Annotated in this window: 15 protein-coding genes; 14 read left to right on the top strand and 1 reads right to left on the bottom strand. The window is 33.3% G+C overall.

Annotation, left to right across the window (positions count from 1 at the left end; translation table 11 throughout):
* Positions 1-96: 96 nt before the first annotated feature.
* Together CVD28_RS04400 and CVD28_RS04395 are read left to right on the top strand one after the other, a co-directional pair.
* On the top strand, positions 97-1,131 hold the full coding sequence (locus tag CVD28_RS04400; protein WP_101591141.1) for a hypothetical protein: 1,035 nt from the start codon (positions 97-99) through the stop codon (positions 1,129-1,131).
* 158 nt (positions 1,132-1,289) lie between these two features.
* The gene (locus CVD28_RS04395; RefSeq protein WP_101591140.1) at positions 1,290-2,276 is read left to right on the top strand and encodes a discoidin domain-containing protein; all 987 of its coding nucleotides are present in this window, start codon (positions 1,290-1,292) and stop codon (positions 2,274-2,276) included.
* A gap of 86 nt (positions 2,277-2,362) precedes the next feature.
* On the opposite strand, the gene CVD28_RS04390 is transcribed toward CVD28_RS04395, so the two are convergent.
* A complete protein-coding gene (locus CVD28_RS04390; protein ID WP_101591139.1) occupies positions 2,363-2,956 on the bottom strand; it encodes a hypothetical protein in 594 nt (197 codons plus the stop codon).
* Positions 2,957-3,310: 354 nt separating this feature from the next.
* Between CVD28_RS04390 and CVD28_RS04385 the strand changes: the two genes are divergently transcribed.
* The 12 genes from CVD28_RS04385 (at position 3,311) to CVD28_RS04330 (ending at position 17,235) form a co-directional block, all read left to right on the top strand.
* The gene (locus CVD28_RS04385) at positions 3,311-3,988 is read left to right on the top strand and encodes a hypothetical protein (protein ID WP_101591138.1); all 678 of its coding nucleotides are present in this window, start codon (positions 3,311-3,313) and stop codon (positions 3,986-3,988) included.
* 126 nt (positions 3,989-4,114) lie between these two features.
* Entirely contained in the window at positions 4,115-4,681 is a 567-nt protein-coding gene (locus CVD28_RS04380) for a hypothetical protein (protein WP_101591137.1), read from the top strand.
* 339 nt (positions 4,682-5,020) lie between these two features.
* Positions 5,021-7,276: a DNA gyrase/topoisomerase IV subunit A gene (locus CVD28_RS04375; protein ID WP_101591136.1), complete on the top strand. Its 2,256-nt coding sequence runs from the start codon at positions 5,021-5,023 to the stop codon at positions 7,274-7,276.
* A 191-nt stretch (positions 7,277-7,467) separates the two neighbouring features.
* Positions 7,468-8,355, top strand: coding sequence for a hypothetical protein (locus CVD28_RS04370; RefSeq protein WP_101591135.1), 888 nt, complete (start codon positions 7,468-7,470; stop codon positions 8,353-8,355).
* Positions 8,348-9,064 carry a crossover junction endodeoxyribonuclease RuvC gene (locus CVD28_RS04365; RefSeq protein WP_257985742.1) on the top strand — a complete coding sequence of 239 codons (717 nt, stop codon included), beginning with the start codon at positions 8,348-8,350 and terminating at the stop codon, positions 9,062-9,064. Before CVD28_RS04370 ends, CVD28_RS04365 begins: the two co-directional genes overlap by 8 nt.
* Positions 9,061-10,482 (top strand): YncE family protein, encoded by a 1,422-nt coding sequence (locus CVD28_RS04360; protein ID WP_101591133.1) that lies wholly within the window; start codon positions 9,061-9,063, stop codon positions 10,480-10,482. The genes CVD28_RS04365 and CVD28_RS04360 overlap by 4 nt, the downstream gene beginning before the upstream one ends.
* A gap of 60 nt (positions 10,483-10,542) precedes the next feature.
* Entirely contained in the window at positions 10,543-11,358 is an 816-nt protein-coding gene (locus tag CVD28_RS04355; RefSeq protein WP_101591132.1) for a hypothetical protein, read from the top strand.
* A gap of 129 nt (positions 11,359-11,487) precedes the next feature.
* Complete coding sequence (locus CVD28_RS04350; protein ID WP_101591131.1) at positions 11,488-12,018, top strand: hypothetical protein; 531 nt, start codon at positions 11,488-11,490, stop codon at positions 12,016-12,018.
* A gap of 226 nt (positions 12,019-12,244) precedes the next feature.
* Entirely contained in the window at positions 12,245-12,886 is a 642-nt protein-coding gene (locus CVD28_RS04345) for a thymidine kinase (protein ID WP_101591130.1), read from the top strand.
* Positions 12,887-13,246: 360 nt separating this feature from the next.
* Positions 13,247-13,798, top strand: a complete 552-nt coding sequence (locus CVD28_RS04340) for a single-stranded DNA-binding protein (RefSeq protein ID WP_101591129.1) — start codon at positions 13,247-13,249, stop codon at positions 13,796-13,798.
* 146 nt (positions 13,799-13,944) lie between these two features.
* Entirely contained in the window at positions 13,945-15,435 is a 1,491-nt protein-coding gene (locus CVD28_RS04335) for a CHC2 zinc finger domain-containing protein (protein WP_257985741.1), read from the top strand.
* A gap of 147 nt (positions 15,436-15,582) precedes the next feature.
* Positions 15,583-17,235 carry an AAA family ATPase gene (locus tag CVD28_RS04330; protein WP_101591128.1) on the top strand — a complete coding sequence of 551 codons (1,653 nt, stop codon included), beginning with the start codon at positions 15,583-15,585 and terminating at the stop codon, positions 17,233-17,235.
* The last annotated feature ends 7 nt before the right edge of the window (positions 17,236-17,242 follow it).

The raw sequence follows: 17,242 nt of genomic DNA, 5'->3' as shown, positions 1-17,242 counted from the left end.
ATTGGACTATATTCAATAGATAATGAATTGTTTTAACGTATAAAAATTATAATATAGATACGTTAGCACGAATAAAGAAGGGAGGGTTTTTATCAAATGAAAAAAGGGAAAATAGCTCTTTTTATAGCAAGTGTAGGTCTTGTTGGGATTTATACACCCATTCATTCATCTGCGGAAGAGGTAAAGGTTGTCGGGACATTTGAAGCAACGATATTAGATGTGAAAATTCCAGCTACAACCACGTTTATTTACAACCCGAATACAGAAGAAATGATTTCAGACCATATCAATATACAAAGCGAAACCAATGCTCCTATATACTCCAAGATGAAAGAGATTAATATTTCAGAAGAATCTATATGGAAACCACAGTTGGTATCCCCTGATAAATATACAGATGACCAGTGGAATAACTTAACTCAAACGAAAAGTAAAGAGGAGGTCGCATTAGGTGTATCTCCTTTAGAAAGTGAAGAATGGTTATATCCATTAGAGAAAGATAAGATTTGGACTAATGAAGTCAAAATGGGAACAATTAGAAATCATGGAGTAGTAAATGTAAAGCCGATTTTGAAGGCTGGTACATCCTTTACAACAGAAGACCTATTAACAGCTAACTATATCTTTGAATTTGGTTTGGAAGAAGGTGAACCCCTTGTGGTTGAAGAGCCTGTATATACAGCACCTAATGGGTGTGCCAATACAATAGCACCTAATGTATATAATTATAAAGATTTTACAGCTAAAGTAAGTGGCGAATATATCATGCAAGGGAATTTAATGAAAGGGTGTCATTTGTTTGATGGAGATGCTACAACTGAATGGATGTCCAATGGTCTTGCAGGAAGTGTAACAATTGATATGAAGTCTCCTACAATTATGAGTTCTATTTCTTTCCTTTCTGTTTCTGGACAAAATATGACCGTTAAATTATATAACGAAAATAATCAAGTGATTGAAACAGGGAAGGTCTATATTGCAGATAAAGTGTATTACAACCCTGCTACAAGAGCCACGTATCAAGTAAAGACATCTTCGCCTATTACAAGGATTGAAGTGTCAGGAGCAAATTCTAACAGTGGATTTAATTACTTTAACTTAATGGAGATTGAATTAAATAAACGGAATTAGATATTTCTTATATAAACTTGAACAGAGTATATGATAATAATATGCTCTGTTTTTTTATGTTGTTTTATTTGACTATATTCGACACGAAATGAATTGTTTCATCTTATAAAACGATTAAAATATAGAGGTTAGCACCAAAAGAAAGGAGGGGGAAAGAGATGAAGAAAAAAAATATCGCTTTTTCTTTAGTAACGATTATAGGAACAGGAACAATGGCGTTGAGTACATCTATTCCAGCTTTTGCTGAAGAAACAAAGGTTATAGGTACATTTGAAGCAACCATTATCGATGTGCAAATTCCAGCCATGACAACTTTTATATACAATCCGAATACAGAAGAAATGATAGCAGATAATTTAAATATAAGCAGTGAAACCAATGCACCGATTTATGCCAATATACAGGATATTAATGTTTCAGAAGAATCCATTTGGAAGCCAGAATTAGTATCTCCTACAAAATATACGGATGAACAATGGAATAACTTAATTCAGAGTAAAAGTCAAAAAGAGGTAGCTTTAGGTTTATCACCGTTATCAAGTAGCGAATGGTTATATGATTTGGAACAAGACAACATTTGGAATGTTAAAACAAAAATTGGGACAATCAAAAATCATGGAGAAGTGAATGTTAAACCGATTTTGAAGGCTGGTACTTCTTTTACAACAGAAAATTTATTAACAACGAATTATGTGTTTGAGTTTGGATTAGAAGAAGGAGAAACAGGAGTTAAAATTCAAGGAATGAATGGGTATGCTCTTCCAGAGGGAACAACTGCAACAGCAAGTAGTTATTATGGCGGTAGTGTTCCATCACAAGCTACTGATGGAAATTTAGGTACAGTCTGGACAGTACCAGGCTTTAGTGGATGGATACAGTTCAATTTCCCTGCACCTCAAACTATTACTGGAATTCAGTTAGCTTCCAATGCATCACCATCTACGAATGAAGTTTATACAGTCTATGGATTGCAAAATGGAGAATGGAAACAAATTAGTTCGCCAACTACTTTATATGTAAGTGCTGGACAACCAAATATATTACCTGAAATCCCTGTGACAAGAGGTACTTATGAAGGGATTAAAGTGGATGTTAATGGGGGAAGTTCTTGGGTTTCTATTAATGAGATTACACTTATTAAATAAGAAATATCCGATAAGGAGCAGAACAGATTTAGTGTTCTGCTTTTTTATGTTTCGAGAAACAAAAAAGAACACCTAATAGTGTCCTTCTAATCAAGAGCTTCTTTACTATTTTTCATGAGACGAATAATTTCATTCGTTGCTCTTTTATTGTTTCCTGCTTTATAATCCTCAATAAAGTTCACCCAAAGATTTGAAATTAATTCTTCGAGTGAAGGAGCTTGTCCGTATAAATCTTCCATTTCATCTAATAGTAATTGTCCTTTTTCTTTGTTTTTCTTATCAATAGTAAAGGAAATAAAACTTTCTTTTCCTGCTCTTTTTGGATATTCATATATTGATTCATTTACATAAATCCTTAAAGTTTGGTTATACCCATGTGAACGAGTCATTTCTTCATGGATTTTTTTAGGATTATATTTTTCAATGGATGTCCGAAGAAATTCAAGATAAAGGGTTAAAAGAAAATCAGAAACTCCAAAATACATATCTCCTTTTTCAGAAATATACTCACACAACAGCTTAGTACGAAGATAAACATTTTTTGGAACAGCAATTTCTAACGATTCGGTCTTACTAAAAGAAGAAATAAAGGAATCTATGAAATCCCAAAAACTATATCTCTCTTGTTTTCTCCATGCAGGATTATCATTTATAGCTTGTACCGAATTATATTCTCTCATTACTCTCAACCCCTCTATCAAGTCTTTGTATTAAATGAATATGGCGTGGATATACAGAATATGTATATTTTTTTTTACTTTTGTCAATAATCTTGAATAAAATGACATTAGGAGGAAAAGTAAGATGCCGAAAAAGAAGAAAGATACGGAAAAAAAGGAACTTCAAAGCCTGATAAAAGCCTTAAGAAAAAAGGGGAGTATCAAAATAAAATCAGTTCGTCATGGCTAATGGCGTGGAATCAATAGAGTATTAGCTTGTAACTATTACTCAGCCCTTCTACGACTGATATAGCATTGTTTGAAATTGTCCATCTCGATATGATGAACCTATTCAACATAGAAAGGATGAAGACAATGAAGAAAAAAACAATACTTGTTAGTTCTTTAGCGACTGCACTTATAATTGGTGGCTATTTTGGATATGTGCAAATCGCCCCTCATTATATAGGACAACCCCCTGGAATTATGAAAGAAGAAATCAAAAGTGCTACTTCTGAAAAGGAGAAAATAGCTCAACATATTGCTTTTAACTTTAAATTAAATAATTTTGGTATCGTTATGGTTCGTGAGGTGGTGGGAAAACTTTATCACGAAGATAAAGATACAAAGGAATATATAGTAAAAAAACAAACGGAATTAGCTGATTTGATACGACAAATTGAAGAACAAGAGTTACCTAACTATGACCCTTTTCTTGAAAAAAATAAGGGAACGCAATTAGCTTATGCTCGGACAAATCAAGAAGTCTTATCAAATGCAATGGCGTTTTACGTACAAAGAACAAAAGAGAACGGAAATAAATTAGCAGAATCAACAACAGCTTTAACCAATCAAGTGAATGACCTTTTAAATATAAAAGAAGACTTTTCTGGGCGGTATGATATAAAAATCGCATTATCTGAACCAGTGAAAAGCACGAAAAAATTCAAGGAAGCAAATAACACTAAAAGTATAGATGATAAGCCAGTTACTGCAGGAATAACGATTTCTTACCAAGAAGGTGCAAAACTGCATTATATAGAAGTAGAGTAGGAGAGGGAAAACCCTCTTTTTTTATTCCTTATTTTTCAGTGTATATGGATTTGAATGATAGAATGAACTTTTGTATATCATGAAAAAGTTAAAAAACTAAAAAGACTATACTGAGGAGGTTATCGCTTGATTATTCAAGAACGAAAAGACTATCAAAAAGATGAACACTTAATGAATAAATTTAATGTTTTAAACGAATACGCTTATTTTAAAAAAACGGGTAAATATTGCAACTCTGAAGGAGAAAGAGTAAAAGTACATGGTTATTCGGCTGAACAATTAGTAAATGAATTAGGTTTAAAGCCAATTTTCGCATATAACTGTCTGGTTTCATTAATTGACGAACCAAGTCAAACCTTATTTTTATTGAGACAAAAGGATGGAGTTTTGATAAAAGAAGAATTGATTGAACATTTTATGGACACGTTAAAAATGAGCCATAAACAATCCACTCAATATTATCAACGCCTTGCTACACATCGGGACATCTTAATGGAATATCATCATTTCATGAAAACTGGACAATATTGCAATGAAAAGGAAGTTAGTATCCAAGTTGGGGAATACACAGCGAAAAGACTCATGGCTGAAACAAACTTAGAGCCAATTGGAGCTTATAACTACCTCATATCATTGCGTGAGAAGCCTGAATGGGCGTTAAAACAATTAAAAAGAGGATTACCTGTGAAGTAAAAGTAAGAGAGAGGATAAACTCCTCTCTTTTTTATTGAGTAAGATAAAGTCTATCATCTTATAAATAGGCTAAAACACCGTAATGTGTAATAGAGTTTCAATCAAAACAGGATTAAGAGTTTATATATGTTTCAAATTATTCTTATATCATGAATTTTTGAACGTATGGAAGCATTGGAAAGAGCATGAAAGCTCAACTTTTCGCTGTTTGTCAATGTAAAATAAAATTGACAATAAACTACATAGAAAATATAATGAAGTCATGTTGCTTATAATATGTGAACTATTAGAATAGTATATATCAAAAATTTAGCACCCATGAAAGGAGTTTAAACAGCAATGGCAAAAAAGAAAGAAACTACTGAAATAGTAGAAAACATAGTAAAAGTTGATTTTGAAGATGAAATGAAAAAATCCTTTATCGACTATGCCATGAGCGTTATTGTTCAAAGGGCATTGCCTGATGTAAGGGATGGATTGAAACCTGTTCATCGAAGAATTTTATATGCAATGAAAGATTTAGGCATGACACATGATAAACCATATAAAAAATCAGCACGTATTACAGGTGAGGTTATTGGTAAATATCACCCTCATGGTGATACTGCTGTATATGAAGCAATGGTAAGGTTAGCACAAGACTTTAACATGCAAGTTCCTTTAGTGCAGGGTCATGGTAACTTCGGTTCGATTGATGGCGACAGTGCGGCCGCTATGCGTTATACAGAAGCCCGACTTGCACCAGTAGCTTTAGAAATGCTATCCGATTTAGAAAAAGGGGTAGTTGATTTTCAAGGGAACTATGACAATACGGAAAAAGAGCCAATGGTTCTTCCTGCACGTTTCCCACATCTTTTGGTAAATGGTATATCGGGGATTGCAGTGGGTATGGCGACTAATATGCCACCTCACAACCTAATCGAAATCATAAAAGGGATTATAGATTACATTGATAACCCTGAAATTACAATTGCAAAATTAATGAAACACATTAAGGGTCCTGACTTTCCGACTGGTGGAATTATCACCACTAAAAAAGACCTTCAAACCATGTATGAAACAGGGGAAGGAAAACTTCGTGTTCGTGCCAAAATTGAAATTGAAGATGCTGGTTACGGAAAAACGAATTTGGTTGTAACAGAAATCCCTTATACTTATTCAGGAAGCAAAGCGAAATTAATCGAGAAAATTGAGAATTTAGCAAAAGATAAAAAGTTGGAAGAACTATCAGATATTCGTGATGAATCTTCTAAAGACGGAATCCGATTAGTGTTAGAGGTAAAGAAAGGCATTAACATTGAAAAATTCCTTAATAAACTTTACAAGCGAACACCATTGGAAGATACCTTCTCTTCTAATTTCTTAGCTCTTGTAAATGGAAAGCCTGAAACTTTGAGCTTAAAACAAATGATTGAACATTTTGTAGAGTTCCAGAAGGAAATCACAACAAAGAAATATCAATACATGTTGAGAAAAGCGAAAGAACGCCAAGAAATCTTGCAAGGATTAATTAAAGCACAAGATATGATTGATTTGATTGTGGAAATCCTTAGAGGAAGTAAAGACGTAAAAATGGCAAAAAACTGTTTAATGAATGGGGTTGTAGAGGGGATTGCCTTTAAAACCAAAAAATCAGAAAAACAAGCGACTAAGTTAGACTTTACTGAATCTCAAACAGATGCCATTTTGGATATGAAACTTCAAAAATTGATTAGCTTAGAATTAGATAAGCTAACTGAAGAATTTAATGAGAAAACAAAAGACGTAGAAACCTACGAAAATATTCTTTCCCATGAATCTGTATTGTTAGATGTCATTAAATCTTACTTGAAGGATATTTCTAAATCCTATGGTAAAAAACGCAAAACCGTTATTGATGACATGGAAACAGTTGAATATGTAGAGGAGTTTAAAGAAGAAGAACTTTATGTATTGATTGACCGTTTTGGATATGTAAAGACAACAGATGTTCTAAATGTTCAGCGTTCCAATGAAGATACGGTGAAGGAATTTAAACATTCGCTTTTAACTATGAATACAGATAAAGTGTGTATGTTCACGAAAGAAGGAAATCTTCATAGCGTAAAACTCATGGATATTCCGAAAGTGAAAATCAAAGATAAGGGTGTTCCGATTGATACATTAGTTAAAATCGGAAAAGAAGAAGTGGTCTTATTAGATACCTTCCAAAACCTAAAAGAGAAGAAACTAATGTTTACAACGAAACAAGGAATGATAAAGATTGTAGACGGAAGTGAATTTGAAACGAATCGAAGCAGTATTAGTGCGACAAAATTAGATACAGGCGATGAAGTTGTGTCTGTTCATATTTTAGAAGATAACGAAGATATTTCTCATGTTGTTACGGTTTCAGATAAAGGATTTGCTCTTAAATTTGAAATGGAAAGTGTTCCTGCCATTAAAAAGGGAAGTAAAGGGGTAAAAACAATTACCTTAACCGAAGAGGATTATGTAGTAAATGTTGTCCTTCTGAAAAAATCGGATAAAGAATCCATCGTCAAAGTCAATGGAAAAGAAGTAAACCTAAAATCCATGAAAACGAAAAAACGAAATCAATTAGGGGTAAAGGTTTAACCTTCTCCAACACCAATAAGAATAGAACAAGCCCATTTTCCATAAAAGGAAGATGGGTTTTTATTTTGCTTTTATAGGCAAAAAATATTACACATTGACTATAAGCAATAAAAATAGTATGATAAGAAATAATATAATGTATGGTTTTAACCATCATGCCTACATAGGCTCACAATAAAGGAGTGAATCTTGTGATTTATACAGTAAAATCAAAAAAAGATTTAGAAGAATTGATTGAGATTTTAGAAGAAGAAGGGATTTCTTTATCTTATAAAGACAATCATTTAATCGATGTTCATTCAGAAACAGAAAAAGACTTTGATGTATTCAGCAACATCTTATCTTTCTATGTGTCGTACATTAATTTCCAAGAACAATTAATTGCAAACTTTATCAAAAAGGGTGTATCGAAAAAAGAAGCAGAAAAAATGGTAGATGAATCTCTGTTTGATTTAACAAATTCTCATTATTTCTATACTTTTACAAGAGTGCTTGTGAAAGAATACTTCAAAAAAATGCAAACTTTTAATGTAGATAGTTTCTCTTTATTTAACATGAAAGGGTTCAAAGATGAAGTGAAGTTGTTTGCAGAAAGTACAATTCAATTTCAAAATGAACACCAAAACCAACAAGCAAATAAAAATCTTGACCTTGAAACAGAAACAGGGAATGTAAAGGGGCAAGGAATAAAAGATTTGTTCTCGATTCTACGTGAACGTGGTGTTGAAAATGGATTGAAATTAGCAGATTATCAAGAGCTTCATATTTTTCAGCAAGGAAACTTCCTTCATTTTAAAAATAAAGATGGCATTGCAATGGATAATGATTTCTTGTTGGAGTATTTGGGGAGTGCATTAGAATTTGAAATTATTGACGAGGTAGACAATCCTGAATTATTTGAAGGGATGATGATTTCCTCTGTTCTGATTAATATATTTGATGTGAAAAAAGTCGTAGTGCATAAAAGTGTAACAGAAAAAGCGAAGGAAATTCTCACCTATAACATTACTTCTTTAAAGAAGGAAACAGGAAAGAGAATTAAAGTCATTATGTGTAACGGTTGTGACAAATGTGAGTGATTCCATATTTGGAATCGGAATTGACCAAGGGATAGCCAATTGTGGCTATTCTGTGGTTGAACTAACAGCGACAGATGACATTTTAATCCATACATCAGGTACAATTATCACTTCTTCTAAGCACGAACTTTCTGAACGAATATCACTCATTTACAATACGATTAATCATTTATCGAAAGAATATAATGTAAGTATATTAGGTTGTGAGAAACTATTTTTCAGCCCAAAACAAAAGTCTGATTCTAATAAAAAGGGTAGAAATAAATCCGCTTCGATTGTTTATACCAATATGGCAACAGGTGTTTTATATCTGATTGCAGGACAAAACAATTTGCATTTGAAAGAATTTGTTCCAGGGACAGTAAAGAAATACGTAGCTGGACATGGAAAGGCGACCAAAGAAGAGGTTGCAGAAGCGGTAAAACTACTGGTTAAAGGATTGAATAAGGAACTGGAAACAGAGCACGAAGCAGATGCGATTGCGATAGCCATTACTGCAGTAAGATTTAAAAAAGAGTTAATGGAAAAAGGTTTGGAACGAGAAGTGAAGCCAAAGAAAAAGAAATCGAAAAAAGCATTGAAAGAAGTGCCTGAACCAATCTTTGTTGAATTAGAAGAACCAGAACCAACTAAGTTTGAAATGGAAATAGTAGTCAACAAACCTCTTGAACAAATAAAAAGGACAAAGAAAGGAGAGATAGAAACGTGAGCAATAACAAGAACAAAAAACGAAACACCATGATTGGTGTTGGAGTTGCCTTGGCATTAACTGTAGGTGTGGGAACATATTATATTTCACAATCTCCTGATAAGGATAAAGAGCCTACATTAGAAGACCAATTAAAAGAAACAATGGCAAATCAGTTATTTGCTTTTACAGATAATGGAGTAGTAAAACTCTATGATTCTAAAAACAGTAGTGAATTAGATTCTTTTGATTTAAAAACTTTGGCAACTGGTAAGGAAGTGGTTGTTGAAACAAAACCAGTTACACCTACTCCTTCCAAAGAACCAGCTAAAGTCGTAACCGAAGAATTTGGAGACTTTTTACGTGTTCCTCATAAAGTTATAGCAGGAGAAAACTCTTGGAAAATTCAAGAATCATTAACTCCAAAGAGGGATACTGCTAATATGCTGAAATTAGTGGCACAAGCAAACGGAAAAACAAAACTTCACCCAATCTTTCCTGGTCAAACGCTTTACTACTTAAAAGAGAAGGATGGTTCTTCTCCAGAGGAAGCAGTAAAAGAAGTGCAGACTGGTGAAGCTATTGCAGAGCAAAAGGTTGAAAAAGTGGTGAAGAAAGTAGATGAAAATTCAGTATATCTCTACTCTAAATCAGAAGACTTTAAAACACTTTATGCGTATAGCGATATTGAACAAACCTTCTATAGCGTAACTGAAAAGGATAAGAAAATTGAAGCGAAAGTTCTATTTACTGCTACTGACCTAAAAGGTGTGAAAGACTTTAAGGTAACAAGCGATAACAAGTTATATGTTGTGTTTGAAGACGGAACAAAGGTAAGAGAATTTGACCTATCTACTAACAAACAAACAAAAGAATACAAATTACAAGGTACTTCTGATTTATTTGCAGTACGTGATGGATTCCTATTCTACACATTTGCAGATAAGTTAGGAAAAATTGACCTTAAAAACGGAGAGGAACAATCTGTCCTGTTAGGTGATAAGAGCACCGACTTTGTATTCACAAAAGACAAGCTGGTTATCCTGAATGACTTCGGTTCAAAAATGGATAACTCTGTTCTTATGAAAATCAATCCTACTGATTTGAAGGTTGATGACCTTGTAGAATTGAAATCTAATGAAAATGCGATTCTTTCTGAAGAAGTGGATACAGAAACCGTATTAGTTGGACAAATCAGTAAAACGACTGACCTTGATAAAAAGGTTAAGAAAGAACCAGTTGTGTTGCCAATTAAATTGAGCAATCTTCAAAAAGACTTGTTCGTGAAAAAAGTTCCATTTGATAAAAATGCTTTAGAAGTAGATGGCTTTATCTATGAAGTAAAAGATGGAACAACAACGGTTTATTCTGCTCAAAACGGTCAAGTATCAAAAGAAATTGATGTGGACAACGCCACAAAGATTATGCCTTTAAAATAAAAATAGCAGGGGAGAACTCTCCCCTGTTCCCTTTTAGGGGAACGAAAAGGAGGAATTACATTGTCTACTTATGAAAGTAAAAAAATTCGATTCTTAGGTGAAACACCTACTCATATTGAGCAAGAAAAAGTTTTAGATTATTTCCTTTATACATTTGAATTTATCTGGACTGCTCCTGCCTATGATATTTATAAAGATTCGATTCCAGTACATTTTAAAAATCTATTAGATGAATTAAAGGCACGACAAGAACAACCTTTAACACTTGGTCAAGAGTGGTGGGCGTTAGTATTGTTGGCTTTAAAGGATTTAGCAGAGGCAGAAAAGTATGCTTATCCTACTGAAACGATTCAATTCATTTTAAACCGTATTCATACTCTAACGGATAGTGAATTAGAAGATTATTGCAATTCTATTAATAACGCTTTCTACGATGAAATGCCTGATGTGTTATCTATTCGACCACTGGAAGTCCAGAAAGTTCATTCAGACGCTTATCAAAATGATTTTGTATTGGCATATTTTTTGGATAAAAAAGAAGCATTTTTAAACGTATTCCAAAAACACATGAAGGAAAAAGACATTGAAAAAATGTATATTAATCAACTAACGGTTAATAAAAAAGAAATCAATGAGCAATTTACGGATTTTTGGAACACTTATTTTGAAATCTATACTGGCTTCTCTATTTCTATGTATGATATGGTTTCTCAACACCCTCAAAAAACATTGGAATACAGAGAACAAGTATTGAAAGAAGTGAATTTAGTGTTCTTGATTGCTTCCTTAAAAAACAATGCTAAAATGGATGCCCTCAATAATCAATTAACAGAGTTAGTAAGACCTCTCTATCTAAAAGATATTCCATTGACATAAGCTACGAAACCCTGTTTTCACAGGGTTTTTTTTATTGAACTTCACTAAACGCCCTTTTTCTTATTTTTCGTTTCATACCTCATATAATAATAAAAATATTAAATGAAAAAAAGAAGGAGGGAATAAAAGGTGAAAATTATAGATGGACAAAAACATTTTACAGCAAAAGAAGTTGGAATGTTGGTTGAAAGAACTCACTTAACCGTTCATTTATGGGATACGTGGAGTAATGAATTAGCTGAAAGAGGCGATAAACGCTTAATTCCAGAACCTATTAAAATCGGTAAACAAAAAACACGATATTGGAATGAAAAGGACATTCCAGCCATTGAGCACTTTGCAAAGAACATTCATCGTGGAGATTTAGCAGAGTTCAGTAAAAGACAATGGAGTAAAAAGTCAAATGAATCTTCCAATAAAAGAGGAGACATATCTGAAAAGAAAAGACTTAAATCCATAGATGCTAAAAAGGAGCTTTCTTTAGAGGATAAATTAATCTATACGTTTATTTATCTATTAGATAAAGAAGGTAAAGAAATCTCTGAATTAACGATTGAAGATTGTTTTGCGTTTGAACGTGAAAAAATCAATAAATCCCTTCAAGCGTTAATGGATATGAGTCTTGTCATAAAAACAGATAACAAATATGTAGTGATGTAAGAGTAGAGAGGAATTCCCTCCCTGCTCTTTTGTTTTTCTTTTACATACCTGTATATAATAGATTAGTTTTTATAAAAAAGGAGTTTGTTTTCAAACACAATAGACAATGGAAATGGGTAAATTTTGAATAAAATAGGTAATCGTAGGTAGAACCAAAAAAGCCTATTTGAAAAAGAAATCTGTACTTATAATGAAGGAAGAAACTTACTAACAGGAGGAATACACAATGCAATATTTCGATGGAGAATTAGGGTATATTACAGTCATTTCAGGTCCCATGTTTTCTGAAAAGTCAGGTGAACTGATTAGAAGATGTGAGAAAATGCAGAAATATGGAAGGAAAATCGTGAAAGCCTACAAACCAAACAATGACAATCGTTTTTCAGAAGATGAAATTGTAAGTCGTATGGGTTATCGTCTTCCAGCAACCAATATTCCAACAGACATTACAGAACAAGTCATGGAACAAATATTGGAGGAAACAAAATATGTTGACGTAGTGGCTTTTGATGAAGCACAGTTCTTCAGTAAAAATATCATGAAATTAGTGGATGAATTAGCATCACGAAAAAAATATGTAATAGTAGCAGGATTAAACATGGACTATAGAGGAAAAGAATTTGGTTATATCGGTGGACTAATGGCGATGGCAGTTGAAGTGGTGAAATTAACTTCTTACTGTTCTTGTTGCGGAAGTCCAATGGGTACACACAGTCAAAGATTAACGAATGGGAAACCAGCTAAATTAGGAACAATTGTACTAATTGGGGATACAGAAAGCTATGAACCACGTTGTCGAAACTGTTATGTTCCACCGCATAAAGTAAAAGAAGCTGAAAAAACCGAAAAACTTATTTCTCATAAATAGAGAGGTGTTTAACACCCCTCTTTTTTATTTACATACCAATTTCTTCTGTTGAATTAAAACCTACTTTGAAGGCTGGTACAGCTTTAACACAAGGAATAAGTCTTAACAGCAAACTATGTGTTTAAATTTGGTCTTGAATAAAAGAGGGGAGAAATCCCCTCTTTTTTATGTATAAATATGGATAGGAATAAAAATCCATTTTAAATATCATTGATTTTATAGGCGATAGATGGTAGTATATTGACTATAGTGTGCAAATTAATCATTATCGAATAAAAGAAAAACCCGATATCTATAATACTATAAGGTTTATAAAAAAGGTTTTTTCTTAAAAAAAATATTTATTTAGGAGGATGTAAGATGCATCAGCGTGAAAAGGTAGTACGTAAAATTAAAGGTGAAGAACAAATTGTGGATTTCGTATTTGGGTCAGGTATTTTAACTGCTAACCCACCAGAAATCAAGGAAGTTACAGGTGGCTATAAAGTAATGAGAGCGTTTGGTTTTTCTATGAAATTTAGTAATGGAAAAGATAAGAAACCAACGTATTATGCTTTAGAACTATGGGGTAATAATGCTGAACATATGTCTAAATTGGGCTTTGAAGGTCAATTGATTGAAATTTGTGGTCGTGTAACAAGTTCTACGTATAAAAACAAAGATGGTGTAGAGAAAGAACTTCTTACCCTAACTGTTGAGCGTTTTACTTGCTTAGACCGTAAAAATCAAGGACAAGTTTCAGAATCTAACTCAACAGAAGTAAATTCTAATGAAGGAGATTCTAATGAAACACCTTCTACAGAAGAACATAAGCCTGTTCATGAAGAACCGTCAACAGGTGTAATTGAAATTCCATCAGGGATTGAGGAAGTAGTAGAACAAAAAGACGAATTTGATGATATTCCATTCTAATACTCCTTATCATTGAGGAAAACAAAGGGTAGGGGAATCTCTCCTACTCTTCTTTTTATATAGGGTTTCAAGAGATTGTTTTATATACAAAAGGTTAAGACTTTAAATAGGAAAAGGTTTTTTTACTTAAAAGGGAGAGATTTTACATGATGGACAAAAGACAATTTGCAGACGAGGTAATTACAAGTGTACGGAGTTTATCTATTACCTCTGTATTGTCTACTCGAATGGATTTAAAAACTCGTGGTGGTTACTCTAAAGGATTATGTCCTTTCCATAATGACGGAAAATTAGGTAGCTTTGTGGGAACAGATTCTAAAGGTATTTGGAAGTGCTTCTCTTGTGGAGTAGGTGGCGATACAGTTAAGTTCGTTGCTCTACATGATAATATCAACTACTTAGAAGCGGCCTTTAAACTTGGATTAGAGTACGGTATCATTTCTTCTGCTCAATACGAAGAGTATTTTGAAAGAAAAAGATATACAAGAGATTTTATTGTCAGCATTGAACGTAGATATACAGAAATAGACAAAAAACGTCTGGAAAATGAAATTGCCGAAGATTATGTATTAGACAAAGTATTCCGTTTGTTTATTCAAGAATCTCGTGCATTGAGTCGTTCTAAACATGGTTCTATTTTGTCTCCTGAACACATGGAGCACTTAAAGAACGAACGTAATTTAACAGAAGATGAAATCAAAGATGGAATGTACTTCACATTTCCTACCAGATGGGTGTTAAAAGATTTTTCTGAACAATTAAGAGACCGTTTTAAAGATGGGGAGTTTATTTTAGAAAAAATTCCTGGTTTCTATTATGACAAAACGATAAATCCTAAAACTCAAAGGGAAAAAGGATTCACTTTTGCTAAACACAGTGGCATTGGCATTGGAATTAAAAATTCCAAAGGTCAAGTAATTGGTATTCAAATCCGACATGACAAAAAGAATGAAGAAAAAAGCCGATATGTTTGGTTCTCTTCCTCTTTCGCAAGTTATGACGACAAGTTTGAATTTGGAACGTCTTCTGGTTCACCTATTGACGTTGTGTACCCAACTGTATTAAAGAATCGAAATATCATTATTACAGAGGGTCGTTTCAAATCTCAACAGATTGCAAAAGAAGTGGGGTCAATTGCTATATCTGTTCAGGGTGTAGGAAGCTGGAGAGGGATTGTAAAGGAATTAGATTCAATTCCTGAATCATCAGTTTTGAAAAATTTACTTCCTGATAGAGAGTTTGTTATCAACACTGTATTGGTGGCGTTTGATGCAGACATGAACTACAAAGTTCAAGTGTTTGAACAAGCGAAGAAAATGACAGACGCATTAGAAAAAGTCGAAGATTACAAATATCCTGTGTATTATCTGAATTGGGATGAAAATCTTGGAAAAGGAATGGATGACGTTTTAATTAGCGGAAACAAACAAGCGATTAAGCGTTATGATAAGCAAAAATGGGACAAACAATATGAAAATATGATTCAAGATATTCTGGACAAAGAAGAGTACCTTGAAATCAAGAATGTTCCAGTAGAAATTGTTCAAAGATATTATCACGAACATTTCTCTCAATTTGCTCCACTTGGAAAAGGTGACTTTTCAGATAAACATAAGAAAAAAGTGCAACAAGCATAGTTTTTAACGATAACGAGGGAGAGTTTCTTTCCTTCGTTATTTTTTGTGAGCCTTTTATCTAAAATAAAAGAGTTATATAGAAAAAAGGTTTTTATTTTTAAAACATTTTTAGGTAGATTTTTAGTTTAAAAAGGAGAGACTTTATTTATGGCAAAAAAGGTGTTAGTGACCATTACTGGAATTGGTGCAAAAGATTCTGGTAAGTACAAAATTTCGATTGGAGATACGGTTCGTTTACAAAAAGAACCTTCTAATCCATATGATTCGGATGCGGTTCATGTTTTAACTCGTATTGGTGAATCTGTTGGATATGTCGCCAATAAACCGACTACTGTACAAATTGATTGTAAATCTGCTACTCAAATTCATAGTTTGTTCGACAATGAAATTGAGGCTAAAATAGTAGACACAACACAAATACAGTTTCGGAACGGAAAAATTTCAAACGGTTATATTGCAGAACTAATCATGGAAACTAAAAAAGCGGATAAAAAAGGGGAAATTAAAATGGCAAACGTACAAGAATACAGAGTAAAATTAACAGGTTCAGTATCTTTATATCCTAACAAATTTAAAGTTGCAGAAGCACTGAAAAAAGGAATTTTTCCTACAGTTAAGTTGGAAAATACAGGCGATAAGATTGTAGCGTACTTTGAAGGCGGTCTTTGCGGTTACATTGACGTTCGTAAGCAAGAAGGTATTTGTACTTATGATGAAGTCAAAGACTTGATTGACGGAGAAAAAATCGCAAAAGTTGTTTCACAAGCACGTCAAAACTATATTGCAGTATTTACCATTGGTGAAAATGAAGTAACCAAAGCTAAAACGGATAAATCTTTGAAAGAAGCTATGGAACGTATCATTTCAGAAGATATCTTAACACAAGGACAACTTGACGAACGTATGACGTATTTGAAGAAAAATGGTGTAACAGAAAAGCAAATGATGTCTCTGTTTAACTCTTATAAAAAATACGAAGATGACGTTGCAACAAAGATTCCTCAACCTAAAACATTGTACCAAGATTCCACTGGCTTAGTGAAAAAATCTATTGGTTACATGAATGTTCAACGAAATCTTCTTTTTGAAGGAGATAGAGGGGTTGGTAAGAACGTACTGATTGAAACTTTAGCTTGGGTGTATAATCGACCACTGTTTGAGTTCCCAATGAACTCTCAACATGATAACAATAGCATGTTAGGTGGTAAAACGATTACGTCTGAAACAACTGAAGACGGAAAGGAAAAGACAACAATTAGCTTTGACCCTGATGTTATCGTTCAGGCAGGAGAAGTTGGGGGCATTTTAAACATTGACGAGTTCAATACTTCTTTTGGACACGTTATGAGTTTGCTAAACTCTTATCTTGACGATAGAAAACGTATTACCGTTCCAGGATACAAAACAATTGAGCTTGACCCTAACACAACTGTTATCGCTACTCAAAACCGAGATTATCAAGGTACATTTGAGAACAACGAAGCAACGGTTGACCGTTTTGTTCCAGTTATTTTCCCTCCATTAGAAAGCATTGAAGATATTTTAATGGCAAAAATTCCTGGTATCTCTTATGACATCGTAAAAGATTGCCAAATGTTATTTGCTGGTATCAAGAAATGTGTAGAAGATGGAGAGATTTCAGAACGAACTATCTCTATTCGTGGATTCATTGATGCTTGTTTAGTAACAGAGCAAGATATTCCACTAAAGGATGCATTGATTGACAATATTGCGAATCGTGCAACTGATAGAGACGAACGTAACATTATTAAATTGATGATTGAAGATATTAAAGGCTGATTCTTTT

This window comes from Bacillus sp. M6-12, from assembly GCF_002860285.1.
Lineage (GTDB): Bacteria > Bacillota > Bacilli > Bacillales > DSM-1321 > Peribacillus.
This window is presented reverse-complemented; position numbering and strand designations above follow the sequence as displayed.